Annotated in this window: 23 protein-coding genes and 2 pseudogenes; 13 read left to right on the forward strand and 12 right to left on the reverse strand. The window is 57.4% G+C overall.

Annotated features, from left to right (window positions below; genetic code table 11):
* The first annotated feature begins 24 nt into the window (after positions 1-24).
* A complete protein-coding gene (locus QFW87_RS11120; RefSeq protein ID WP_283190503.1) occupies positions 25-1,518 on the forward strand; it encodes an ATP-binding protein in 1,494 nt (497 codons plus the stop codon).
* Positions 1,487-2,917, forward strand: a complete 1,431-nt coding sequence (locus tag QFW87_RS11125) for a sigma-54 dependent transcriptional regulator (protein WP_283190504.1) — start codon at positions 1,487-1,489, stop codon at positions 2,915-2,917. Before QFW87_RS11120 ends, QFW87_RS11125 begins: the two co-directional genes overlap by 32 nt.
* A gap of 3 nt (positions 2,918-2,920) precedes the next feature.
* Here the strand turns inward: QFW87_RS11125 and QFW87_RS11130 are convergent, their stop codons facing one another.
* Positions 2,921-3,307, reverse strand: coding sequence for a hypothetical protein (locus tag QFW87_RS11130; RefSeq protein WP_283183929.1), 387 nt, complete (start codon positions 3,305-3,307; stop codon positions 2,921-2,923).
* Between the two features lie 179 nt (positions 3,308-3,486).
* On the opposite strand from QFW87_RS11130, the gene QFW87_RS11135 reads away from it, so the two are divergent.
* Positions 3,487-4,299 (forward strand): class I SAM-dependent methyltransferase, encoded by an 813-nt coding sequence (locus tag QFW87_RS11135; RefSeq protein ID WP_283190505.1) that lies wholly within the window; start codon positions 3,487-3,489, stop codon positions 4,297-4,299.
* A 13-nt stretch (positions 4,300-4,312) separates the two neighbouring features.
* Here the strand turns inward: QFW87_RS11135 and QFW87_RS11140 are convergent, their stop codons facing one another.
* Both QFW87_RS11140 and QFW87_RS11145 read right to left on the reverse strand, forming a co-directional pair.
* Entirely contained in the window at positions 4,313-4,621 is a 309-nt protein-coding gene (locus QFW87_RS11140; protein WP_008153842.1) for an addiction module antidote protein, read from the reverse strand.
* Between the two features lie 2 nt (positions 4,622-4,623).
* Positions 4,624-4,917: a type II toxin-antitoxin system RelE/ParE family toxin gene (locus QFW87_RS11145; protein ID WP_283190506.1), complete on the reverse strand. Its 294-nt coding sequence runs from the start codon at positions 4,915-4,917 to the stop codon at positions 4,624-4,626.
* A 164-nt stretch (positions 4,918-5,081) separates the two neighbouring features.
* Between QFW87_RS11145 and QFW87_RS11150 the strand changes: the two genes are divergently transcribed.
* The 8 genes and pseudogenes from QFW87_RS11150 to QFW87_RS11185 all read left to right on the forward strand — a co-directional run bounded on the left by QFW87_RS11150 (position 5,082) and on the right by QFW87_RS11185 (position 13,265).
* Positions 5,082-5,750: an ABC transporter ATP-binding protein gene (locus tag QFW87_RS11150; RefSeq protein ID WP_283190507.1), complete on the forward strand. Its 669-nt coding sequence runs from the start codon at positions 5,082-5,084 to the stop codon at positions 5,748-5,750.
* 1 nt (position 5,751) lies between these two features.
* Positions 5,752-8,223, forward strand: a complete 2,472-nt coding sequence (locus QFW87_RS11155; protein ID WP_283190903.1) for an FtsX-like permease family protein — start codon at positions 5,752-5,754, stop codon at positions 8,221-8,223.
* Entirely contained in the window at positions 8,213-9,277 is a 1,065-nt protein-coding gene (locus tag QFW87_RS11160; protein WP_283190508.1) for a lipocalin-like domain-containing protein, read from the forward strand. Before QFW87_RS11155 ends, QFW87_RS11160 begins: the two co-directional genes overlap by 11 nt.
* Positions 9,278-9,339: 62 nt before the next feature.
* Complete coding sequence (locus QFW87_RS11165) at positions 9,340-9,582, forward strand: hypothetical protein (protein WP_283190509.1); 243 nt, start codon at positions 9,340-9,342, stop codon at positions 9,580-9,582.
* Between the two features lie 11 nt (positions 9,583-9,593).
* Positions 9,594-9,761: a hypothetical protein gene (locus tag QFW87_RS11170; RefSeq protein ID WP_162842855.1), complete on the forward strand. Its 168-nt coding sequence runs from the start codon at positions 9,594-9,596 to the stop codon at positions 9,759-9,761.
* An 87-nt stretch (positions 9,762-9,848) separates the two neighbouring features.
* Positions 9,849-10,427, forward strand: coding sequence for a hypothetical protein (locus QFW87_RS11175; protein WP_283190510.1), 579 nt, complete (start codon positions 9,849-9,851; stop codon positions 10,425-10,427).
* Positions 10,428-10,709: 282 nt separating this feature from the next.
* A pseudogene (locus QFW87_RS11180) lies at positions 10,710-11,399 on the forward strand (VanW family protein); the annotation flags it as partial.
* 480 nt (positions 11,400-11,879) lie between these two features.
* Complete coding sequence (locus tag QFW87_RS11185; RefSeq protein WP_283181230.1) at positions 11,880-13,265, forward strand: IS4 family transposase; 1,386 nt, start codon at positions 11,880-11,882, stop codon at positions 13,263-13,265.
* 54 nt (positions 13,266-13,319) lie between these two features.
* On the opposite strand, the gene QFW87_RS11190 is transcribed toward QFW87_RS11185, so the two are convergent.
* On the reverse strand, positions 13,320-14,117 hold the full coding sequence (locus QFW87_RS11190) for a suppressor of fused domain protein (RefSeq protein ID WP_283190512.1): 798 nt from the start codon (positions 14,115-14,117) through the stop codon (positions 13,320-13,322).
* Between the two features lie 96 nt (positions 14,118-14,213).
* Positions 14,214-15,695, reverse strand: coding sequence for a hypothetical protein (locus tag QFW87_RS11195; RefSeq protein ID WP_283190513.1), 1,482 nt, complete (start codon positions 15,693-15,695; stop codon positions 14,214-14,216).
* Between the two features lie 160 nt (positions 15,696-15,855).
* Between QFW87_RS11195 and QFW87_RS11200 the strand changes: the two genes are divergently transcribed.
* On the forward strand, positions 15,856-16,278 hold the full coding sequence (locus QFW87_RS11200) for a hypothetical protein (protein ID WP_283190514.1): 423 nt from the start codon (positions 15,856-15,858) through the stop codon (positions 16,276-16,278).
* 53 nt (positions 16,279-16,331) lie between these two features.
* Here the strand turns inward: QFW87_RS11200 and QFW87_RS11205 are convergent, their stop codons facing one another.
* The 3 genes and pseudogenes from QFW87_RS11205 to QFW87_RS11215 all read right to left on the reverse strand — a co-directional run.
* Positions 16,332-16,625 carry a fructose-bisphosphate aldolase gene (locus QFW87_RS11205; RefSeq protein ID WP_283190515.1) on the reverse strand — a complete coding sequence of 98 codons (294 nt, stop codon included), beginning with the start codon at positions 16,623-16,625 and terminating at the stop codon, positions 16,332-16,334.
* A 640-nt stretch (positions 16,626-17,265) separates the two neighbouring features.
* Positions 17,266-17,688: a hypothetical protein gene (locus QFW87_RS11210; protein WP_283190516.1), complete on the reverse strand. Its 423-nt coding sequence runs from the start codon at positions 17,686-17,688 to the stop codon at positions 17,266-17,268.
* A 153-nt stretch (positions 17,689-17,841) separates the two neighbouring features.
* Positions 17,842-18,102 (reverse strand): annotated as a pseudogene (locus tag QFW87_RS11215) (cytosine permease); the annotation flags it as partial.
* Between the two features lie 147 nt (positions 18,103-18,249).
* On the opposite strand from QFW87_RS11215, the gene QFW87_RS11220 reads away from it, so the two are divergent.
* Positions 18,250-18,744, forward strand: a complete 495-nt coding sequence (locus tag QFW87_RS11220) for a hypothetical protein (protein WP_283190517.1) — start codon at positions 18,250-18,252, stop codon at positions 18,742-18,744.
* Positions 18,745-18,873: 129 nt separating this feature from the next.
* Here the strand turns inward: QFW87_RS11220 and QFW87_RS11225 are convergent, their stop codons facing one another.
* From QFW87_RS11225 to QFW87_RS11240, 4 genes are all read right to left on the reverse strand, one after another.
* A complete protein-coding gene (locus QFW87_RS11225) occupies positions 18,874-19,092 on the reverse strand; it encodes a PLD nuclease N-terminal domain-containing protein (protein WP_283190518.1) in 219 nt (72 codons plus the stop codon).
* A 193-nt stretch (positions 19,093-19,285) separates the two neighbouring features.
* Entirely contained in the window at positions 19,286-20,701 is a 1,416-nt protein-coding gene (locus tag QFW87_RS11230; RefSeq protein WP_283190519.1) for a cytosine permease, read from the reverse strand.
* 375 nt (positions 20,702-21,076) lie between these two features.
* Positions 21,077-22,225 carry an acetylornithine deacetylase gene (gene argE / locus QFW87_RS11235; protein ID WP_283190520.1) on the reverse strand — a complete coding sequence of 383 codons (1,149 nt, stop codon included), beginning with the start codon at positions 22,223-22,225 and terminating at the stop codon, positions 21,077-21,079.
* Complete coding sequence (locus tag QFW87_RS11240) at positions 22,222-22,899, reverse strand: DUF1028 domain-containing protein (RefSeq protein WP_046049304.1); 678 nt, start codon at positions 22,897-22,899, stop codon at positions 22,222-22,224. The genes argE and QFW87_RS11240 overlap by 4 nt, the downstream gene beginning before the upstream one ends.
* Positions 22,900-22,948: the final 49 nt, after the last annotated feature.

Below are 22,948 nucleotides of genomic sequence, written 5' to 3' on the forward strand. Positions count from 1 at the left end.
ATGCAAGGCATCCGGGAAGGTCCTATGCAGATACCAGAACAACAAAAAATACCTGCGCCGGCTATGTCGGCAGCAGAAAGCAAGGGCTGGCGAGGACAGTTCAACTTGCTGCGCTGGTTTTCCCTGGGCAGCTTTTTCATCATCGCCGCCGTGGCGCTGGGGTTGGGCTACGTGTCCACGCGTTTCGTCGTCGATGAGAGCATCGAGCGTGATTCCATGCTGACTGCGCAGTTCATTCAGGCCATTGGTGATGCAGAAATTCGCCATGCCGGCATCACCCTGCAAAGAACCATGGGTGAAATGCTCGATCCGCGCGATGACATTGCCTATCCCGACGTAGATCCGGCGGCCCGTGCCGCTGCCCGCATAGAGTTTCTCGATCATGTCGCACACCTGCCGGACACGCTGTTGGCGGTGGTGTACGCCCTGGATCGCACCGTGGTCTGGTCGACCAATGCGCAAATGATTGGCATGCGCGTCGAAGGTGATGAGGAACTGGACGAGTCTTTCGAAATGAAGGAGCCCGTGTCCACCAGCTACCACGAAATCGATGAGGAACGTCCCGAGCAGCAACTGCTGCGCGAGCCTGAATATCTGTTCATCGAGAACTACATCCCGATGTTCAATGCCGACAAAAGCAAAGTGATCGCCATGGTGGAGATCTACAAGGAACCTGTGGACCTGGTGGAACGCATCCAGCGCGGCTTCAAGTCGATCTGGCTGGCAACCCTGCTCGGCGGCCTGGCCATCTACCTCGGACTGTTCTGGATTGTGCGGCATGCGGCCATGCTGCTGCAGAGCCAGCAGAAACAACTGATCAGCAACGAGACCTTCGTCGCGCTGGGGGAAATGTCCTCGGCAGTGGCCCACAGCTTGCGCAATCCGTTGGCCAACATTCGTTCCAGCGCCGAACTGGCTCAGGAAATCGCCAGCCAGAACGCGCAGAAGAACATCGGCGACATCATCAGTCAGGTCGACCGCATGTCGCGCTGGGTTCGGGAGTTGCTGGTGTCATTGCGACCCATGAACGACGACTACGAAACGGTAGACCTGGTGCTGGTCATCGACGACACGTTGAGTGCGTTTGACGCGCTGATTAAACGCTCCAGCATCGACGTGCGTTTCATCCCTCAGAGTTGTCCGCCGGTCGTCAGCCAACAGGTGTTGCTCACGCAAATTCTTAATAGCCTGTTTGCCAATGCCCTGGAAGCCATGCCCAAGGGCGGCGTGCTGAGTATCGATATCGAAACGCCGCAGCCCGGACTCGTGCGCATGACCCTGAGCGATACCGGCAAGGGCATGACCACACAGCAAGAACAAATGGCCTTCAAGCCGTTTTTCACCACCAAACAAGGAGGGTTGGGCGTGGGCCTGGCCCTGGTCAAAAGAATAATGGAGCGTTTCCAAGGCTCGGTCGAATTGACCAGCCGAGAGCAGGAAGGAACCCGCGTTTGTCTCAATTTTAAAGTGGCAACGGGAGGGGTATATGGAGCACAGCATTCTGCTGGTCGAGGATGATGAACTCCTCGCCGAGAATATTCAGACCTACCTGGAGCGCAAGGACTTCGAGGTGACGGTCTGCCACTCGGCTGAGGACGCGCTGGACCAATTGGGCACTTTCGTCCCGGACGTGGTGCTGACCGATAACTCGCTGCCGGGCATGAGTGGTCACGACCTGATCCAGAAGCTGCGCATCAGCGCGCCGGATCTGAAAGTGATCATGATGACCGGCTATGGCAACGTTGAAGACGCCGTGGTGGCGATGAAAGAGGGCGCTTTCCATTACGTCACCAAACCGGTGGCGCTGCCGGAGCTCAAGCTGCTGCTGGACAAGGCCCTGGCTACCGATCGAATGGAACGCACACTGTCGTTCTATCAGGAGCGCGAAGCGCAGAAGTCAGGGGTGCAGGCATTGATCGGCGTATCGGCACCGATGCAGTACTTGAAAAGCACCATTGGCCAGTTAATCGACGCCGAGCGGCGCATGGCCAATACCGATCTGCCACCGGTGTTGGTGGAAGGCGAGACCGGCACCGGCAAGGAACTGGTGGCCCGTGCGTTGCACTTCGACGGCCCGCGCAGCAAAGGTCCGTTCATTGAATTCAACTGTGCCTCGATTCCTTCCAACCTGGTGGAGTCAGAGCTGTTCGGTCACGAGAAGGGCGCCTTCACCGACGCCAAGGACCGCCGCGTCGGGCTGGTGGAAGCGGCCGACGGCGGGACGCTGTTTCTCGATGAGGTCGGCGAGATGGACCTGTTGCTGCAAGCCAAACTGCTGAAGCTGCTGGAGGACCGGACGATCCGCCGGGTCGGCTCGGTGAAGGAGCGCAAGGTCGATTTGCGGGTGATCAGCGCCACCAACTGCAACCTTGAACAAATGGTCCAGCAGGGCAAGTTCCGCCGCGACCTGTTCTTCCGTTTGCGGATTATCTCGATCAAGGTGCCGCGCCTGTATGCCCGTGGCGCAGACATCCTGCTGCTGGCTCGGCACTTCCTGGCGGTCCACGGCAAACGCTATGGCAAACCGAACCTGTATTTCAGCGATCAGGCCGAGGAACTGCTCCTCAGCTACAGCTGGCCGGGCAACGTGCGCGAGTTGCGAAACATGCTTGAGCAAACCGTGTTGTTGGCCCAGAGCGACACCATCGCCGCCCATCAATTGAACGTGTGCCTGAGCCTGGTGGATGAGCCGCTGTTGTTCCAGCACGAGCCGCAACACTGCGAGCCACGTCCGGTCTACAACGGCACCGAGTCCATGAACCTGCCGGAAGTGGAGCGCGACATGGTGCGCAAGATGCTCGACAAGACCGACTGGAACGTCACCAAATCCGCACGGCTGCTTGGCCTGAGCCGCGACATGCTGCGTTACCGGATCGAAAAACTCGGCCTCGCGCGCCCGGACAAACGCCAGTGGTAGGCCTTATTGCATCAATGGCCCCTGACGGCTGAGGCACGCGAGCAGGCACGTGGGGTCGAGGGCTTCTTCGTTCACGTAGACACCGCGTTGCTGATCGTAGGAGCGGATGAACACTCGAACCGTGGCATCCGCTACCGTCGGCAATCTTGAGTCGTAGAACTCATGCTGGCTCGAAATGGGGATGAAGTCCTGAGGCGCTGTCGGGATGTACGACCCTGGCGGCACCGTGCTCAGTGACGGTGGCACGGGGTGAGCGAAGGGTTGGTCGGCCCCGTAATAGTTGAACTCACTGCTGTAATCGCTAGTGGGTGTCAGGCTGTCGTCCGCGTGAGCACCGGTTGTGGTGATCAGGCAGAGGGCGAGCAGTAGCCTCAGATCGGTTGTTTTCATGGCAGCACCTGCGAAATCGGTTTTTCCCGCATTTCCCCAAGGTCATTAACTATAGCTCCCGTACGAGCGCGTGTTCGCGATGCCCGGATTACAAGATTTGAACAAAGACTGAATGGGGTTTTTCGAAACCCTGATCTAGACTCGTGCCGGTCAATCAAGACCCCCGTCTGGAGCGCGCAATGGAAATGCCGACAAAAGAAAAAGCCATCGCCAGCAACCGCGATGCCTGGAATGACTCCGCCCGACACCACAAAGACACCCCCGAATGGCAGGCCCGTTTGACGGCTGTTGGTAATAGGGATTTTTGCTGCATGGACGACACCCTCCGAGGTTTGCTGGAGCAGGTCGGTGTCGACGGCAAAGACGTGGTGCAACTGGGCTGCAACAACGGCCGCGAAAGCCTTTCGTTGTTTGCGCTGGGTGCCCGCAGCGTCGTAGGCGTCGATCAGTCCGAGGCTTTCCTCGATCAGGCGCGGGAACTGGCGTCACGCTCGCCCCATGCGCCTGAGTTCATCGAGGCAGACATCCATCACTTGCCGACTGAACTTCATGGCCGCTTCGACGTGGCCCTGATCACCATCGGCGTGTTGAACTGGATGCCGGACATCGCCGAATTCTTCCGCCATGTCGCACAAACCCTCAAGCCCGGTGGCAGCCTGGTGGTGTACGAAACCCATCCCTACCTGGAAATGTTCGACCCCGAGTCCGCCGATCCGTATCGGCCGGACAGCTCGTACTTTCGCAGCGAACCTTTCGTGCAGGACCAACCGATCGTCTACGAAGGCAAAGTCGACCAGCAGGCAGCTTCGTCCTACTGGTTCGTCCACACCCTGGGCGCCATCTTCACCGGCGCCATCGACGCCGGATTGCAGATCAGCCACTTCAAGGAGTACCCGCATTCCAACCGCGAGGAACTCTATGATCGGTATGAGCAGCAAACGGTGCAGCTGCCGTTGTGTTTTACGTGGGTGGCGGTGAAGCGAGCAGTCTAGTCAGAAGAGTCTCTCAGAGAGTCGAGTGATTGACCGAATGACCCGGCTGCGCGCAGAGATCAATGCCAAGGGCGTGAATGACCTTTAAAACCGTATCGAAACGTGGTTTTGCACCTGGTGCGAAGGCCTTGTACAGGCTTTCGCGGCCCATACCCGAATCCTTGGCTATCTGTGTCATTCCACGCGCTTTCACCACATAGCCGATAGCGCGAAGAAATTCTTCGTTGTCGCCGTCTGCGAGCACTTGCGAAAGATACTCGCTGATGGCTTCGTCACTGTCCAGCAGAGCCGCCATATCGAAAGTAGTCAAAGTCTGGCTCATGTTTACACCTCCTTCGCCAATTTTTTCGCCCGCCTGATGTCGGCGGTTTGCGAAGATTTGTCACCACCCGCCAACAGCACAATGACGACGCTATTTCGCATAGTGAAGTAGACCCGATAGCCTGCACCGACGTCCACGCGCATTTCGGAAACACCATCACCCACCGGTTTGATATCGCCCAGATTACCCGCAGAGGCACGATCAATGCGACGAGCGATGGCTAACTTCGCCCGCAAGTCACGAACTGAGGCATGCCATGTCGCGAAGATCATAGTTTGTTGAATAAGATAATTCATGGCTCAAATGTATCCATGTGGATACGAATGAGCAGTCAGGCAATTCCTTGGTTGTGTATGTTTTTTCCCTGAAGTGTGTGGGCTATGGGCTGTCTGAGCGGACCTATTCGCGGTGCCGCTGCCGTCCGCTATCCTTGCTCCACGTACATCGAACGGTTTCCCCCATGCTTTCGGTCCAAGGCGTCTTCAAAAGCTACGCCACTCCCCAGGGCCCACTGCCGGTTCTGCAAGGTGTCGACCTCATATTGAAACCCGGCAGCAGCCTGGCGTTGATGGGGGAGTCGGGCAGTGGCAAGAGCACTTTGCTGCACCTGATTGCCGGGCTGGACAAGGTCGATCGCGGCAGCATCCGCAGCGGTGAGCATCGGCTGGAGCAGATGAGCGAAGGGCAACTGGCAAACTGGCGGCGGACCGAAATCGGCCTGGTGTTTCAGCAGTTCAACCTGATCGGCAGTTTGCGCGTGGAGGACAATCTGGCATTCCAGGCGCGATTGGCGGGGCGCCACGATCCGCGCTGGCAGGCGCATCTGGTGCAACGTCTGGGCTTGGCTGATTTGCTGCAGCGTTATCCGGAACAGTTGTCCGGCGGCCAGCAGCAACGGGTCGCGTTGGGCCGTGCCCTGGCGTCGCAGCCGAAACTGCTGCTGGCCGACGAGCCCACCGGCAGCCTCGATGAAGCCGCCAGCGATGAGGTCTTGAAGTTGTTGCTGGAGTTGCTCGACGACAGTCCCACCACCTTGTTGATGGTCACCCACAGCCCGCGGGTTGCCGCGCGGTTGGCAGAGAAAGTGGTGCTCCACGGTGGTCGTCTGGCTGGCGCGGACGAGCGCTGAAGTGCGGGTCTTTCGCGAGACACTGCGGGCGCTGCTCAGTCATTGGCGGCAACATCCGGTGCAGTTTTTCAGTGTACTGACCGGGCTCTGGCTCGCCACCAGCCTGCTGACCGGCGTGCAGGCGCTGAATAGCCAGGCGCGTGAAAGCTATGCCCGGGCCAGTCAGTTGATTGGCGGCGAACCCCAGGCCAGCCTCAGTTCACCCAGTGGCGCAACCTTCTCCCAACACGTGTTTGTCGACCTGCGCCGTTTGGGTTGGCCGGTGTCGCCGGTCCTGCAAGGCCGGGTGACGCGCAAGGGCCATGAAGACCAGCGCTTGCAGCTGATGGGGATCGAGCCGGTGTCGCTGCCCGCCGGTTCCTCTGTGGCCGGGCAGGCGTTGGCGATTGAGCAGGTTGTCGAGTTTTTCAGCCCGCCGGGCAGTACCTGGATTTCGCCGCAGACGTTGCAGGCTCTGGGTCTGCACGAGGGCGAACGCCCGGTGACTTTGAGTGGTCAGGCATTGCCGCCGCTGCATGCCCAACCCGATATGGCCCCCGGTATGTTGTTGGTGGACATCGGCTTCGCCCAGCAGATTCTCGGCCTGCCGGATCAGCTCTCACGCCTGCTGCTGCCGAAGGATTTCACCGCGACCCTGCCTGAGCAATTCAAGGGGCAACTGCAGCTCAAAACCAGCGGTGAAGAGAACAATTTGTCGCGCCTGACCGAAAGCTTTCACCTGAACCTCGATGCGCTGGGTTTTCTGTCATTCGTGGTCGGCCTGTTCATCGTCCACGCCGCGATCGGCCTGGCGCTGGAACAACGCCGTGGCTTGCTCAGAACCCTGCGCGCCTGCGGTGTTAGTGCACGGATGTTGATTGCCTGTCTGGCGGTTGAGCTGGGCGGTCTGGCGTTGATCGGCGGACTGGTCGGCGTCGCCAGCGGCTACCTGCTGGCCAGCGTGCTGTTGCCCGACGTCGCCGCCAGCCTGCGCGGGTTGTACGGCGCCGAAGTGGCGGGGCAGTTGAGCCTTAGTCCGTGGTGGTGGCTCAGCGGCGTCGGCCTGAGTCTGTTGGGCGCGTTGTTGGCGGGGGCCAACAGTTTATTGCGGGCCGCGCGCCTGCCTTTGCTGGCTCTGGCCGACCCGCAAGCCTGGCATCAGGCTCACGCGCGCTGGTTGCGGCGCCAGGGTTGGGTCGCCGCGATCGCCGCGGTGATCGCACTGCTGGCGTTGATCTTTGGCGACAGCCTGAGCAGTGGCTTCGTGCTGATGGCGGCACTGTTGATCGGCGCTGCGCTGGCGTTGCCGGTGGTGCTCAACTGGGTGTTGAACCGGGTGCTGCATCGCAGTCGTTCGGTGCTCGGGCAATGGTTTCTCGCCGACTGCCGCCAGCAACTGCCGGCCCTGAGCCTGGCGTTGATGGCGCTGTTGTTGGCACTGGCGGCGAACATTGGAGCGGGCAGCATGACGGCCGGTTTTCGTCAGACCTTCAGCGATTGGCTCGAACAACGCCTGACCGCCGAGCTGTACGTTAATCCGCGAAATCCGGACCAGGCCAGAGAGCTGCAAACCTGGCTCAAGCAGCAACCCGGACTCACGGCGGTGCTGCCCAACTGGCAAGTGTCAATCCAGTTGCAAGGCTGGCCAGCGGACGTCTTCGGCGTGATCGATCACCCGACGTATCGCCAGCATTGGCCGCTGCTGGAAGCCTTGGGCGACGACCCTTGGGACCGACTGGCCAAGGACGACGCACTGATGCTCAGCGAACAACTGGCCCGTCGGCTGAAGGTGCGCCTTGGCGATCACTTGACGATTTCCACACCCAATGGCACATGGTCTCCACGGATAGTCGGCATCTACGCCGACTACGGCAATCCCAAGGGCCACATTCTGGTCAACGTCAACCATCTGCTGCGCGGCTGGCCGCAACTGACACCCAGCCGTTTCAACCTGCGCATCGACCCGACATTGATCCCTGCCTTCCAGACCGCGCTGCAAACCCGCTTCACGCTGGAGGACAGCCGCATCGTCGACCAGGCCCGGCTCAAGGGTTGGTCCACGCAAGTGTTCGAACGCACCTTTGCCGCGACCGCCGCGCTCAACAGCCTGACCCTCTGTGTGGCGGGCGTGGCGCTGTTCATCAGCCTGTTGACCCAAAGTCAGAGCCGCCTCGGGCAACTCGCACCGCTGTGGGCGCTCGGCGTGACTCGCCGGCAACTGATGCTGCTCAATCTCGGGCAGACCTGGTTGTTGGCGGTGCTGACCCTGGTGCTGGCGTTGCCGTTGGGGATCGCGCTGGCGTGGTGCCTGGACACGGTGATCAACGTTCAGGCCTTCGGCTGGCGCTTGCCGCTGCGGGTGTTTCCGCTGCAACTGTTGCAGTTGATGGGGTTGGCGCTGTTGGCGACTTTGTTGGCGTCGGCGTGGCCGCTGTACTCGCTGTACCGCACGCAACCGGCGGATCTGCTGAGGACGTTTGCTCATGAAGATTAAGGTTGGCGTGTTGCTATTGGCGTTATTGAGCGGGTGCGATAACTCGGCGCCTGTTGAGAAAGGCTTCGCGGGGCTGGGTCATCAGGCCGCCGCGTTTACGCCGGTGGTGCCCGGTCGGGTGTTCAGCTTTCCGGCGGATCACGGTCCTCATGACGGTTTTCGCATCGAATGGTGGTACGTCACCGCCAACCTCAAGGACGATCAGGGACGCGAGTTCGGCGCGCAGTGGACGTTGTTTCGCAGCGCCTTGAAAGCGACGCCCGAAGTAGCTGGCTGGGGTAATCAAGTTATCTGGCTTGGCCACGCGGCCGTGACGTCGGCGACGGTGCATCACGCTGCCGAGCGTTATGCCCGTGGTGGCGTTGGTCAGGCTGGCGTGAGTCTCACGCCGTTCAACGCGTGGATCGATGATTGGCGTTTCAGCAGTCAGGGTTCCGACCCTATGGCGGAGCTTCAACTCAGCGCCCGGGACAAGGATTTTGGCTATCAACTGCGGCTGACCTCCACACGTCCTTTGGTGCTTCAGGGCGACAAAGGCTTCAGTCAGAAATCCGAACAAGGGCAGGCGTCGTACTACTACAGTCAGCCGTTTTTTCAGGCCAGCGGCACGCTGGAAATCGACGGTAAAACATATCAAGTCAGCGGTCCGGCCTGGCTCGACCGGGAATGGAGCAGCCAACCCCTGACCGCCAACCAGACTGGCTGGGATTGGTTTTCTCTGCACCTGGACAGCGGCGAACAGGTGATGCTCTACCGCATGCGGCAGAAGGACGGCGCGCCATACCTCACCGGCACCTGGATCGACGCTCAAGGCCAGACGCAGTTGCTGCACGCCGCCGACATCAGCCTCACACCGCAAGACAACGTCAACGTCGCCGGACGTTCGATGCCGGTGCGCTGGTCGATCAAAATCCCCGACAAACACCTCGACATCACGATCAGCGCGCTCAATCCCAATGCGTGGATGGCTTTGCGCATTCCCTATTGGGAAGGACCGGTGCAATTGAGCGGCAGCCATGGTGGGCAGGGTTATCTGGAAATGACCGGGTATTAAGTCGGAACTCTCGGCAGAGCGATGGCCTCCTAATTTTAGAAGCCCATTCACAGGAGCCCGCCATGAGTGAAGACCTGAAACCGCCCGACCTTGCCTCGTGGCAGCGCCTGTTCGAAGACAAGGCCTACTGGCAACAATCCCCCGACGCCCATTACACCGAATTGCTGCGAGTGGCCGACGACTTGCTGGGGCAGGGCGCCATTGACCTGGAACAGTGGCAAGCCTTGAAGGCCAAGGCCGATCAATCCCATAAAGATTCGCCTGCCGTGAACGTCGCCCAAGAGGTCGACGATCCCGAGGCTTGAGGAGAACCCACATGAAACCGACGACCCCCACTGAACACCCTGACGAACCGCGGCCACCGGGAGAAGTCGAGCGCGACAACGACGCTCTGCGCCCGACCGATCCGACCCGGCGTAAGGAAAGCGGCAAGGGTACAGAAAGCGGTGAATCCACCGCACAAGAAACTGCGAACACTCCCTGATCAGCGTCTATGCTCATCTGCGCAGAGGGCGCTGGACGGTGGTTCAGCGCTCGTTGCTGCCTCCAATTCACAGGGAATGTACCGCTTATGAAACTTCACGCACTGACCAAAGCCATCACCCTTGCGACCCTGCTGTCTGCCGCCAGTCTTAGCGCCATGGCTGCGGACATCCCGCTGTCTGCCGTTGTGGAGGCGGATCAGGTCACCACCAAAGTTGTCTCGGTCGATGCTGCCAAACATCAGGTCGTACTGGAGGGGCCGGAAGGTCGTCAGGTCCATGTGCAATTGACCGACAAGGCCAAAAACCTCGGCAACTTGAAAGTCGGCGACCAAGTCGAAGTCACAGTTACTAGCGCTGTCGCCGCCTACCTCGACACCGATGTCGACAAAGGCCTGCCAGGCACCGTCGAACGCACTGGCGAAGTCCGCGCAGCTCCCGGCAGCGACAACCCGGGCGGCGAAGCCTACCGTCAGGTGCAGGTCCAACTGAAAATCACCAAAATCGACGTGAAGAAAAACCAGGTAACCTTCGAAAACCCCGCCGGCCAGTCCAAGACCGTTGACGTCGTAAGACCCGAAGTTCAAGCGAAATTGAAAGATCTGAAAGTTGGACAGAGTGTCGTTGTGACCTATACCGACATATTGACAGTGACCAGCAAGCACTGAAGTTGAGTATTAGCTCTATATGTTGCTTGTACAATTTTTATGTATAAGAGCAATCAGTTTTAATGGTCTAACTGGTGAGTTTTGGTGGTCTGCAAAATAGTATTTTGGCCGACATTTAATCGAAAGTTGTTTCGGTAAATTTCATGTTCATATACGCGGACATATTCGAAAACTTCAATTAAAATACTTCCCGTTCGCCCAGTGTCAGGGCTCTTTACCGGTGCATGGATTGCCAGGCCATTACACTGGGCGAACACCTTATCGACGTGCGATACACACTTGCAGCAATACGTTGTCCCCCTGAACACCGCCTCCCGTTTGCCATTCCGCTACCTCAAGCACACCTCCAAACTGATCCGCAAACTCGGCAACTCCGATCTCGCCCTGCAACACAACAAAGTCATCAACCTGAAACTGACCGTCGCTTCGATGGACGGCGTCGTCATCGGCCCTGGCGATTATTCTTGCAAACGCGGTTATGTCGAAGGCATGGAGCTGTCATTTGGTGAAGCCCGCAGCGGCATTGGTGGCGGGATCTGCCAACTGAGCAACCTGATTCACTGGATGGCGATTCACTCGCCATTGGTCGTGGTTGAGCGGTCGAACCACAGCTTCGATCCCTTTCCTGACGAGGGGCGGGTACTGCCATTCGGCTCGGGTGCAGCGATCTTTTACAACTACATTGACCTGGTGCTGCATAACCCTACCGATCGTTATTTTCAGTTGAAGCTCAATGTCGTCGAGCAACAGTTGGAAGGGGAGTTGTTATGCGATCAGGCGAGAGGGTTTCGGTATCACGTTTATCAACTTGGGTATCGGTTTGTGCGAGACGGTGGACGGGTTTTTCGGGAGAACGAGATATGGCGGGAGGTCAGGAGCAAGGGGCAGGAGAGTCAGGTGCTGAAGAGTGAGCGGCTTTATAAGAATCGGGTGGTGGTTAAGTATGAGGTTGAGGAAAGTGTGCTGACTTGAAATGCATAAAACGGGCGATCATTAGATCGCCCGTTTTTTTGGGGGCGTCGGGTGGAAAGTTTTTCATGGTGAAGCTCTTGAATCAACGGAACCGCAAGGCGGCATTTGCATGCCTTGATCGTGCTCGGTCTGTCAAAACTGATCGCTGAGATTGCAGCGGCAGTATTGCAACAATATTGACGGTTCAATTCCTGAAATAAAGTTCATCCAGTTGTCGTCTCCGAATCAGCAGGTATTCCTCCCAGACCTTGGGGAAATCCTCATCCTTGGTGAATGGGAACGTCAGATAAATATGCTTGCCTGTCACGATTTTCCCTCAGAAGTAGATCTGCCCCCTTTAAAGCAAAAAGGGGACAGATTTGAATGGCACTTACTTAGCTGCTAACCACTTGAGCTGAAAGCAAAAAATGAAGAAGGGCTGGTCTTGGTCTACGGTGATAGTTGCGAACACACCCCGACGAACCAAGGACACAGCCCCAAATGAATCGTAGACGTGAAATTCTCCAGCATCAACAGCAACGTTTTCATCGACACGCTTCGGACTGTGATGCCTATGCGTTTTTCAATCTCCTCACGTCTCCCGAGCTCTTACAGCGCGTCGAGTCTGCACTGCCGGAATATCGGGAGCGTCTGTTTCCGCCGACTGAAACGCTGTCCATGTTTCTGGCTCAAGCAATGAGTGCCGACCGTTCCTGCCAGAACGCCGTCAACGACTTGTCGATTAAACGGTCATGTGGCGGCATGAAGCCCAGTAGCACTCGCACGGGCGCCTACTGCAAAGCCAGAAAACGCCTACCTGTGGAAATGGTTTCTACGCTGGTCAGGCACACCGGTGCTTCGATAAGTGATAACGCACCCTCGTCGTGGCGCTGGATGGGACGGCCTGTACGGTTGGTGGACGGCACGACGGTCAGCATGCCCGACACTGCGGCCAATCAGGGTGCCTATCCGCAGTCACGCGGCCAGAAAGTCGGTCTTGGTTTTCCCCTGTGTCGCGTGGTTGGCATCGTTTGCCTTTCCAGCGGCGCCGTCTTGGATGCCGCCCTTGGGCGCTTCCGAGGCAAAGGCGGCGATGAGCAAACGCTGCTCAGATCAATGCTCGACACGCTGAAAACAGGCGACATTTTATTGGGCGACGCTTACTACGCTACCTACTTCTTGCTGTGTGAGTTGCAACGAAGAGGTGTCGATGGCGTGTTCGAACAATACGGTGCTCGACGGCGCAGCACGGACTTTCGCCTAGGGCAAAGTCTGGGTTCGGAAGATCACCTGATCGAATTGAAAAAGCCTGCAAGAAGACCGCCGTGGATGAGTCAAACGCATTACGAACAGGCGCCTGAAAGACTGACAGTGCGAGAGCTGAAGGCGGGTGGAAAGACTTTGGTCACCACGTTGCATTGCCCGAAGCAGACACCCAAAACAGCTCTCAAATCGCTGTACAAGGGTCGATGGCATGTCGAGTTGGATCTGCGCAATCTCAAAGCTACGCTAGGACTTGGAAAGTTAAGCTGCAAAACCCCAGGCATGGCAGTCAAGGAGTTATGGGTCTATCTGTTGGCACACAATCTGATCCGAATGCTCATGGCGCAATCGGCTCTGTTAGCGGATTGCTTGCCTCGCGAACTGAGCTTCAAACACAGCCTTCAGCTATGGCTGGCTTTGCGACAATATGGCAGCCCCGAAGACGAGGATGGCCTGTCGAATTTATTGATGTTGATTGCTCAGAGGCGCGTCGGGAATCGGCCTGGTCGTATCGAGCCGCGAGCCATAAAACGAAGACCTCAAGCCTACCCCTTACTGACCAAACCGCGTCGGTCAGCAAGGGCAGATGTCAGGAAAAATGGGCACGCAAAACATGTTAAGTAAGTGCCATTCAGATCTGTCACCTTTTTCGTGCGCATGAAAGCGACCGCTCGGTTTTCACACAACGCTAGCACGATTCAGATTGCTCATATGTCCGATGCCGGCGGCCTTCAAACGGCTGACCAGATCTTCGCGTGCTGCTCGCCCACCCGATCGGACATATTCAAGTTCCGATGCGGTGATCAATACCATCGAAACCAACCTGACCGGAGATAACGGCATGTCATCCAGTCGGGTCTGGAAATCCGGTTCCAGGGCTCCCAGCAGGACGCCGGTGCTGTCGTCCTCGGTCACGAAGATTTTGGGGAGTTGATCGCTCATGTGGTGCGACAGGCTGAACCCGGGAATTTCGAGAGATAGCGTACCGTACTGATCGAGTCGTTCGGTGACTCCTCCAGCGTCAGCCACCGTTTTGGCAACGTGCTCCAACAGTTCGAATGCCCAGCTGTTTTTTAATGGATCGACGTCACCAAGTGAACCACGTGCGTGCTCGGGTATTTCAGCTGTTTCCATGAACAACTCCATCTCGAAACCATTGCCCATTCCTTCAACTCCATCGAATGGGTCCGACAGGCCGTCGGTGGCAAGGAGTATCGAGTCACCACGGCGAACCACCCGGTAGGCCTGACGAGTCGAGGGCCAGTCAGGGCCACCTCTGAAACTCGGACTGATCATATAGGCAATGACGTCCCGCTCGACCGTGCCGACAGAGCGCCAATGACGATCCAGGCACGCTTCGCCGGCGAGTCGCGCCGCCAGATTGGCCGCTTCAGCCTCGTTGATTTGCGGTTCGGCCCGGAGGTCTTGGGTGACAGGGCTTCTCAGTAAGTCGAGAAGCTTCTTAAAGAAATTCATGTGCGTTCCTTGCCGGGTGTTGGCATTGATGTGAAAACGCGGAAGCAGTGTGTGCTTCCACTTCAACGGTTTTTTTGGGGCTAATGGCCAGGCAACTCAAAATTCCACCGCCTCAATCGTCCATTCGCCCAGCACGTTCTTCGTGACGTATTGAGTCTGCACAAACACGCCATACGCTTCGAGGTAGACGTAAAGGTTGGTGGCGTATTGATAAGTATCTTTCGTGCAACTGAGTACCTTGGCCGTCCCGGTCAAACTTGGGTGATACGTGCTGGCCGGCTTCTGCGACTCCACCTCGCAACTGTATCTGTTGTCGACCGGCACCAAGGCTCTGGGACCTTTCCCGCCGTTGCCGTAACGGAACTGCATATCTTGCGCCGTGTATCGCAGCAGTGCGCCGACTGGCATGTTCACCCAATCACCCTCGAAGCTGAGGTTCGTGATCGCGTTATCCTCGATCGTTATCTCACCTGCACGAGTGCTGAATTCACTTTCAGCCAGGTCAATCAGGCCCCGGAAAGTGACTTTGGCCCACTGACTTCCTCTGCCTTTAAAACGCTCCGTCAGTTGTTTACTCGTCTCGTCAGAAAGGTATTTCGAGTCGCGCCCGTTAAGCCGTACACCTTCATCTGAATACTGCCTTGGCTCGGACTTATCCGTGAACACGCGGCGCAAGTGTTGAATGCTTTTCTCCGGTTTGGGCATATTCAATGCCTCAATGGCTCTCAACACCGGGACGGCAACGGCGGGGACCGGCAATTCGAAGGGAGACTGCTCGCGTCCTTCAAAGTGTTTGTATTGATCCAGCGATTGCGGCTTGCCACAGGCCACCTGAAAAAGCTGACGCTCATCGGCGCTGAGGCTTTGCAAGCCGATGGCTTCAACTTCCGTTTGAACCGCTCCATTGATCACGCGGCTGCGCGCATCAAGATAGAAATGGCTTAACGCGGTCAGTTGTTGCAGGGTGCAGTTGGCCATCCAGCGCTGGCGCGCCTGACCATACAAGACGTTTTTTGAGCCGGGCAGCAACAGTTCGGCGGGAAGTACCCGAGCAGTCCAGAAAGTCACCTCATCACCTTTTACTTTCAGGCTGCTGCGGTTGATCATCTGCCAGTCCTGATGTTCGGGGGCCGAGAACACGCGCCATTGAGGCGGTGTTGTCTGGGCGCACACCTGCTTCAACTGCACGCTTTGCAGGTACTGGCTCTTTTGTTCCGCAGGCAATTGCCAGGATTCCTCTGAACGCCCCCGCGGTTTAACGGCGAATAGAGACATCCGCGCTTTGCTGCGGTAAGCCATTTGCGCATCGGGTTGGCTGCAGTTGGCGTCGAAACGTGCCAGATAGTGGAGTTCCGGGCTGGGGGACGAAGTCACTAAATAGGTGATCCTGTCTCCCTCTCGCACAATCGAACTCGGCTCGGGGGTCTCGAGCATCACACTGTTGAAGACCTCAAGGCCTGGCAGGGCCTCAGGTGTTGTGATTTGAGCGGGCAGGGGCTTTGTCGCTTGGCATCCAGAAAGGATCAAGGCAGCAGTAAGCAGTGAAAAAAAGCTGAAAGGGTGGGACGTGGCATCCATGCAGGTGTACTTCATTGAAAGAGTGATGGCATATCAGCATGAGTGTTGGCTGCCAAATAGGACGCCGCTTGTAGCGACGATAGGGTGTTCGTGCAGCGCGCCCCGGACAAAACAGGCATCTGGATTTCAGGGCTGCTACGCAAATTATGGAGAGGCAAAGATGACTGGACAGGTTTTGAAGTCGAAGTTGGTCAATTTTCTGGTGGCCGATGCCGAGGTGAATTACGACAACGTGGGCGATTTATATTCCATGGCTGAGGCTGGCAATGTGGACGCGTTGGGCGATGTGCTGGAGGTCTTCAAGGAAGCATACGGAGGACTTTGGGTTGGCGGGAAGATGGTGCTGACCCAAACAATGGTTCGTCTGAGTGCCAATGCCATGAACCGACTCGTTCAGGACGGGACGCTGGATATTGAACTCCCACTGGCATTAATCCGAAAGGTCACGATTGAAGGCGGGTTCATGACGAAGATCATCCGTCTGGATACCGGTGCGGGCAGCGTTAAATTCCGGTGCTTTGGTGCGAAGGACGTCGCTGCGCTGATAGAGAAGACAATCCTCTCGCCAACTCGACAGGCCTGAACAAAACAAAAAACCCGCAATTCATCGCGGGCTTTTTTACGACTCAACTCTGATCACTGACTCTTTGGTACATCAAACCCACGCTGCTCAATCACCCGAAACACATCGCTCACATCCTGGATCATGATCCGGGCGATGTTGGTGACGGTGTTTATGTCGTTTTCGGCGTAGTCGGGGAGGCTGGTGCAGGCCATGAGGTTGAGGTACTTGAGGACGGCGCTGAGGCGTTCGCTGACGCAGTTGTGGAGTTCGCGGAGTGGGGCGTCGCTGTCGATGAGGAGGACGGGGTACTCGGTTGCGAATTGGGACATGGGGGTGAAGCGGCGAGGTGGGTTTTGGATTGTCATGGTTCTAGACCTAGAAAGATGAATCACATCCGTCATAACCAATTCACAGTCGGAAATCGGCTGTGTTGTGGCTGACGGTACTTGGTGTCTTCTTTTTAGGGCTGCGAAACCCTGCCGCTGACTGCGTGTTGCTGTCAGCGACGGGGCGAACTATATGCTGCGGTTTTTCCGTCTGCAAACGGGTGTGTAGGACGCCAGGCCGGTTTTGCGGTGATGATGGAGACTGCGATTGGCTGCTTAGCAGTTGTGGTGTCAGAAGTTGTTTAGTGTCAGATCGATCTTGCTTGCTTGCTGGATTTACGGCTGCTGCGCAGCCGAACGCAGGCTTCGCCAGCTGCTACAGGTTTAGGTTGATGTTTAAAAGTTGGGGAGGGTTTGAGGCTGTTTCGCAGCCTAGCGGGGAGCAAGCTCCCTCTCCAAAGATGGTGAATTCCTACGAGATTTTCGGAGCGGAAGATCAAAAGATCGCAGCCTTCGGCAGCTCCTACGCGGGACGGGGAGCCGAAATGACAAAGCCCCGAATCAACGGAGCTTTGGCCTTAAAAAATGTCGCCGTTTACGGTCGCTATCCCGAGCCGTCCGGTTTGGTTTTTTGGTTTTCGGAATGCGAGCCAAGGGAACAACCCCGTCTCCTGCCGACTCAGGGTTCCTGAAACGAGGCATCAGAGTTTTTGTTGGCCGCTGCGAGGACTGTCGTCATGTGAGGCACGGCGTAGGCCTTGTACCAATGATTCATCCCTTCAATGGCTTTCTTGGCGGGGGCAGTGTCGTAGGCTCCGACCAACTCAGCGCTCGCCTGAGCCATCGCAACAAGTATCCGGGCGAGTTCGGGTACGTAGGGAAGATCGCTTCCAGCTTCATGGCGCTGACGAATAATCTGGTAGCGAATGTTCTCTGGCAGTGTCCAGGCACTGATTAGAAATTCCTGAACAGAGTAGTCGACGCCGTTTATTTCCACCGTGGCAGAGCGATGTTCTTCACTAAAACCTGCCGCTTCGATCTGCTCACAGCTGTCGATGACCGTGTTCATCATTTCTCGAATTTGCTGCCAATCAGTTTTCACGCGAATTCCTTTTCAGTTGGGTCTTCAGGTTCTATCGAGCGTGCGAAGCATACATCTGCGCCTCGATCTTTTCCTGCCAAACGCATGAAGGACGGTCCACGATTTCTCCGTAAAACGGTTTCTGAAATCGTGGGCCGCCCCGGTATTTCACGCTTACATGCTGTTAGCCAGTTTCCCACTCGACAACCGACGCTTGTAGGCGCTGTCGCGGTTGGCCAGCCAGAAATACAGCGGTGAGGTGATCAGCAGTCCCACCAACCACGACAAATCAGCCCCATTGATGTGCTCGGAAATCGGCCCGACATACAGCGGCGTGTTCATGAACGGAATCTGCACCACAATCCCGATCGCATACGCCAGCAACGCCTGCGGGTTGTACCGCCCATAAATCTCGCCATCGACCTGGAAGATTGAATCTATAGCTGAGAGTGATAAAGGCTGTAGCAGATATAGCGAATCGATATGGTTAACTGTCATATTTTACAGGTTCGCTTTCGACCTAATTTCATTAGTTTTAAAAAGGACTTGTTAAAGCTTTATTACTAAATATGGATATCTGTCATGACGAATGTTAAATCGATTGGAATAAACGATGTTGTCCCGACTGAATCTTCTAATGATAACTGGAAGGCAAAATTTGAAGTCGAATTGACTGATAGTGAATTTTCTGAAGTCATCAGAAAAGTGAAAATTGAAGGCCATTTTACCGCTACCGGACAACGATATTTTTGGGGGTTTAACCCGGAAGAAGCCCCCAATCATTGGGTGTTTCGCTTGGATTTTACTCACTTCAATTTTCAGCCAGGTATTGATTACAAGGTCGGCTCGGGAGGTTTTGGTGCGCTGTTGATCCAAGGTGGCAATGAGATGATAAGTGGAGGCCTGATCGTCGAAGGCACAATGCGAATCAAAGAAATGGATCCCGATAAAGGCATAGTAAAAGGGCAGTTTTTTAACGTGAGAACCGAGGGAGGGCGGCCTGACGGCACTGAGATGGATCCCGCGTATGCGAGAACTATCAATTTTGGAACCCTGGACGAGAGAGTAGGAGAGTAGAAACGTTGATGGGTACGGGTGACGGCTGATCTCAGGCGTTCCAGCCAGAAACGACAAAGCCCCGAATCATAGGGGCTTTGTCGTTTGAAATTGCGCAGATCTCAAATTGGTACCGCATGTCCTCCTACGCTACTGCTGGGCCTGCACTGAATGCGGATTCTGAGCAACATGCTTCAGCCCCGCCAATGCCCACAGCACCAGCCCAATCAGCGGTACAAACACGATCACCACTATCCATAAGAGCTTGTTGCTCGATTTGCCTTCGGCTTTGCGCACTCTGTTGATTGCCCATAACTCGACCAGCAAAAGAACTGCTGTCAGTACGATCCAGATTGTTTCGAATTGCATTAGTCACCTCCTGATAGTCATTCAGTTAGGTGAGTCGGTGTGGGCGGGGTTCATTAAATTTCGGGGTTTTGTAGCGAGAGCGGGTAAAGCGAAAATGGGTTTGCTCGCGATGGGGGTTTGTCAGCTAAATCAATATTGGCTGTCATGGCCTCATCGCGAACAAGCTCGCTCCCACAGGGGATTGGGGGTTTAGTTAGATCGAGTTGGCGAGTTTTCCGGTTGAGAGGTGGCGTTTGTAGGCTGTGTCGCGGTTGGCTAGCCAGTAATAGAGCGGCGAGGTGATCAGCAGGCCTACTAGCCAGGACAAGTCAGCCCCATTGATATGCTCCGAGATCGGCCCGACATACAGCGGCGTGTTCATAAACGGAATCTGCACGACAATCCCGATCGCATACGCCAACAACGCCTGCGGGTTGTACCGGCCATAGATCCCGCCATCCACCTTGAAGATCGAGCCGATGTCGTACTGACCTTTGTGAATGGCGTAGAAGTCGATCAGGTTGATCGCGGTCCACGGCACCAGCACCACGAGCAGCACCAGCACCATGTCGACGAAGTGGCCGATGAAGTTGGCGGAGGCGCCGACGGCGGCGAAGCAGCAGGCGGCGAGGACGATGATTGAGAGGACGGCGCGGCTCTTGGCGGTCGGGATCCAGCGGTAGGCGAAGGTTTGGACCAGGGTGATCAGCGACAGTACGGCGCCGTAGAGGTTGAGGGCGTTGTGGCTGATGACGCTGAGCAAAAACAGCACGAGCATCAGTGGGCCGATGGAGCCGGTGGCGAGTTTGACGGCGTCCATGGTGTCCATGCCCACGGGTGTGGCGAGGACGGCGACGGCGCCAAAGATGAATGAGAGGCTGGAGCCGAGCACGGTGCCGAGATAAGTGGTCCAGAACGTTGCGGCCACGGGCACGTTGGCGGGCAGGTAGCGCGAGTAGTCGGAGACGTAGGGCGCGAAGGCGATTTGCCAGAGCGCGGCAAGGGAGACGGTGGCGAGCCAGCCGGAGATGTTGAAGCTGCCGCGGGTGAGGAAGTCGGCGGTCTGCACGTGGGTGAAGATGTAGCCGAAGCCCAGCACGATGCCGGCGCCGAGCACCCAGGTGCCGATGCGGTTGAGCACGTGGATGAAGCGGTAGCCGATGATGCCGATGATGCCCGAACCGAGGGCGCCGATGACGATGCCCACCGGCACGGGCACGCTGTCGACCACGCCGTGCAGGGATTTGCCGGCGAGGACGATGTTGGAGGCGAAGAAGCCGATGTACATGATGCCGGCGATCAACACCACCAGCAGTGCGCCGAGCGAGCCGAACTGGGCGCGGCTCTGGATCATTTGCGGAATGCCCATCTGCGGGCCTTGCGCCGAGTGCAGCGCCATCAGCACGCCGCCGACCAGGTGGCCAACGAGGATGGCGACGATGCCCCACACCAGGTTCAGGTGGAACATTTGCACGCCGAGGGCGCCGGTGACGATGGGCAACGGCGCGATGTTGCCGCCGAACCAGAGGGTGAACAGGTCTCTGGTTTTTCCGTGGCGATCTTCGGGCGGCACGTAGCCGATGGTGTGTTTTTCGATGAGCGGGGCGGAGGTTGTTGCTGCGGTAACCATGACGGACTCCAAGGCAATTTGAGTACGTGGACGTACTTCGGTGAGCGCTGCACGGGGGCGACGCTTTTCTTGTTGGAGTTGATGATGTGCGGTGGGGAGTGAGAGATAAATTAGTAAGTTTGTGGGTATAGACGTTAAAAAATGTATGTCGGGTGGGGTGGCTGTAGAGGCTGGTATTACGGCGCCCACGCGCGAACGCAAGCCCGCCGGATGGGGCTTGCCGGTCGCAAACTTGTAGCAGCTGGCGAAGCCTGCGTTCGGCTGCGCAGCAGTCGCAAAATCCGACGACGCGGTGCATCAGGAAAACCGCGGGCGCAGGGTTTACGACTGCTGCGCAGCCGAACGCAGGCTTCGCCAGCTGCTACAGGGATTGGGTTAACAGATCGATTGCAGCATTCGATGGAGCATGGCGTCGCAACCGTTCATTTGCGCCAGGCTGACGAATTCGTCGGGTTTGTGGCCTTGATCCATGCTGCCGGGGCCGCAGACGACGGTGGGAATGCCTGCCGCGTCGAATAGTCCGCCCTCGGTTCCGAAGGCTACGGTGCCGAACTCTCGAGAGCCTGAGAACGCAGCAATCAACTCAGCCGCTTCACTGTGTGCATCGGTCGCTAAACCGGGGTACGCCGACAACTCGCTGAAGCGAATCTCACTCTGTTCACTCACCGCACGCATGCGCGGCAAAACCTGCTGTTCGGCATAGGCCTTCAGCTCCTGCGCAACCTCACTCGGATCATGCGAGGGCAGGGCGCGGATTTCGAAGTCGAAGCGGCAATCGGCGGGGACGATGTTCAAGGCCTTGCCGCCGGAAATGACGCCGGTTTGCACGGTGCTGAACGGCGGATCGAAACGCGCGTCGTGATGCTCGGGTGCTTTGAGCCGGTTTCCGATCCGTCCCAGTTCACCGATCAGTTCAGCGGCGTATTCAATGGCGTTGACCCCGAGCGGGGCGTAGGCCGAATGGCACGCTTCACCGTGAATATCGCAACGCATCGCCAGTTTGCCCTTGTGGCCAAGCACCGGTTTGAGCTCGGTCGGCTCACCAATAATGCAGAGCATCGGTTTGACCGGGCGCTTTTCCAATTCCGACAGCAACGAACGCACACCGAGGCAGCCGACTTCCTCATCGTAGGACAGCGCGATATGCACCGGCACCCGCAGCGTGGCGTTCACCAGCGACGGAACCAACGCGAGCACGCAGGCGATGTAGCCTTTCATGTCCGCCGTGCCGCGACCGTACAGTTTGCCGTCGCGCTCGGTGAGTTCGAACGGCGCAACGGTCCACGGCTGGCCGTCGACGGGCACCACGTCGGTGTGCCCCGACAGGACGATGCCCGGCCGATCCGCCGGGCCAATGGTTGCGAACAGATTGGCCTTGCTGCGTTGCTCGTTGTAGACCAGCTCGCAAGGCACGTCGAAGCGTTCGAGGTAGTCGCGGACGAACTCGATGAGGTGCAGGTTTGATTCGCGGCTCGTGGTGTCGAACGCCACCAACGTTTTCAGCAAATCGAGGCTGTTGCTCATCGGTCGTCTCCGGCGACACCGTAGCCAGGGGATTTGTCAGGGGCCAGGGCGCGGTCGATGTAGTCCTGAACCTGTGGGCGATAGGCGTCCCAGAGTTTCTCCAATTGACCGATTGGATCGTGGTCCGCCCAATCCACCCGCAGGTTGATGATCGGCCAGGTCAACTCGCCGACCACCACCACCGCTGCCGAATGCACTGGTCCGGCTTCGCCGCCCGCCGCGATGGCTGCTTTCATGGCCGCGAGCAGGCGGTCGGTCAGTTGGCCCTCGCCATGTTCAAACGCTTCGACCATCGCTTCGATCACTGCACGGTCCGCCAGCATGTTGCCGGCAGCGACGCATTGATCGCCGGACACGGCATTGTGGTTGCCCAGGGTTTGCGCGCCGCTGAAGTGCGCGGTTTGGCCCAGGTGGTCAATCGCCGTGATCTGGCGATATTGGCTGTAGCCATTGCGGGTCAGGACCTTGTCCAAAGCCTCGGCTGGCGCTAGGCCTTGTTCCATGAGGGCGAGGACTTCCGGGCCGAGCGACGGCAGGGTGATGTTTTGTGTGGAGACGGCGCCGACACCCGGCAGCAGCCAGGGGCAGCGGGCGCCGACGGCGATGCTGGAGGAACTGATCGCAATGCCGAACTGACCGGTTTCGGGGCAACGTGCTGCGATGGAGAAGGTCATGGTTTTGCTCCTTGTATTGCCTTGGCTGAGGTGGTGTCTGAGCTGGCCT

The organism is Pseudomonas sp. PMCC200344 (assembly GCF_030053095.1).
In the GTDB taxonomy this organism is placed as follows: domain Bacteria; phylum Pseudomonadota; class Gammaproteobacteria; order Pseudomonadales; family Pseudomonadaceae; genus Aquipseudomonas; species Aquipseudomonas svalbardensis.

Bases quoted from the DNA above. Each gene is read 5' to 3' on its own strand.
- QFW87_RS11120 (WP_283190503.1), top strand. From the start codon at position 25: ATGCAGATACCAGAACAACAAAAAATACCTGCGCCGGCTATGTCGGCA.
- QFW87_RS11125 (WP_283190504.1), top strand. From the start codon at position 1,487: ATGGAGCACAGCATTCTGCTGGTCGAGGATGATGAACTCCTCGCCGAG.
- QFW87_RS11130 (WP_283183929.1), bottom strand. From the start codon at position 3,307: ATGAAAACAACCGATCTGAGGCTACTGCTCGCCCTCTGCCTGATCACC.
- QFW87_RS11135 (WP_283190505.1), top strand. From the start codon at position 3,487: ATGGAAATGCCGACAAAAGAAAAAGCCATCGCCAGCAACCGCGATGCC.
- QFW87_RS11140 (WP_008153842.1), bottom strand. From the start codon at position 4,621: ATGAGCCAGACTTTGACTACTTTCGATATGGCGGCTCTGCTGGACAGT.
- QFW87_RS11145 (WP_283190506.1), bottom strand. From the start codon at position 4,917: ATGAATTATCTTATTCAACAAACTATGATCTTCGCGACATGGCATGCC.
- QFW87_RS11150 (WP_283190507.1), top strand. From the start codon at position 5,082: ATGCTTTCGGTCCAAGGCGTCTTCAAAAGCTACGCCACTCCCCAGGGC.
- QFW87_RS11160 (WP_283190508.1), top strand. From the start codon at position 8,213: ATGAAGATTAAGGTTGGCGTGTTGCTATTGGCGTTATTGAGCGGGTGC.
- QFW87_RS11165 (WP_283190509.1), top strand. From the start codon at position 9,340: ATGAGTGAAGACCTGAAACCGCCCGACCTTGCCTCGTGGCAGCGCCTG.
- QFW87_RS11170 (WP_162842855.1), top strand. From the start codon at position 9,594: ATGAAACCGACGACCCCCACTGAACACCCTGACGAACCGCGGCCACCG.
- QFW87_RS11175 (WP_283190510.1), top strand. From the start codon at position 9,849: ATGAAACTTCACGCACTGACCAAAGCCATCACCCTTGCGACCCTGCTG.
- QFW87_RS11185 (WP_283181230.1), top strand. From the start codon at position 11,880: ATGAATCGTAGACGTGAAATTCTCCAGCATCAACAGCAACGTTTTCAT.
- QFW87_RS11190 (WP_283190512.1), bottom strand. From the start codon at position 14,117: ATGAATTTCTTTAAGAAGCTTCTCGACTTACTGAGAAGCCCTGTCACC.
- QFW87_RS11195 (WP_283190513.1), bottom strand. From the start codon at position 15,695: ATGGATGCCACGTCCCACCCTTTCAGCTTTTTTTCACTGCTTACTGCT.
- QFW87_RS11200 (WP_283190514.1), top strand. From the start codon at position 15,856: ATGACTGGACAGGTTTTGAAGTCGAAGTTGGTCAATTTTCTGGTGGCC.
- QFW87_RS11205 (WP_283190515.1), bottom strand. From the start codon at position 16,625: ATGACAATCCAAAACCCACCTCGCCGCTTCACCCCCATGTCCCAATTC.
- QFW87_RS11220 (WP_283190517.1), top strand. From the start codon at position 18,250: ATGACGAATGTTAAATCGATTGGAATAAACGATGTTGTCCCGACTGAA.
- QFW87_RS11225 (WP_283190518.1), bottom strand. From the start codon at position 19,092: ATGCAATTCGAAACAATCTGGATCGTACTGACAGCAGTTCTTTTGCTG.
- QFW87_RS11230 (WP_283190519.1), bottom strand. From the start codon at position 20,701: ATGGTTACCGCAGCAACAACCTCCGCCCCGCTCATCGAAAAACACACC.
- argE (WP_283190520.1), bottom strand. From the start codon at position 22,225: ATGAGCAACAGCCTCGATTTGCTGAAAACGTTGGTGGCGTTCGACACC.
- QFW87_RS11240 (WP_046049304.1), bottom strand. From the start codon at position 22,899: ATGACCTTCTCCATCGCAGCACGTTGCCCCGAAACCGGTCAGTTCGGC.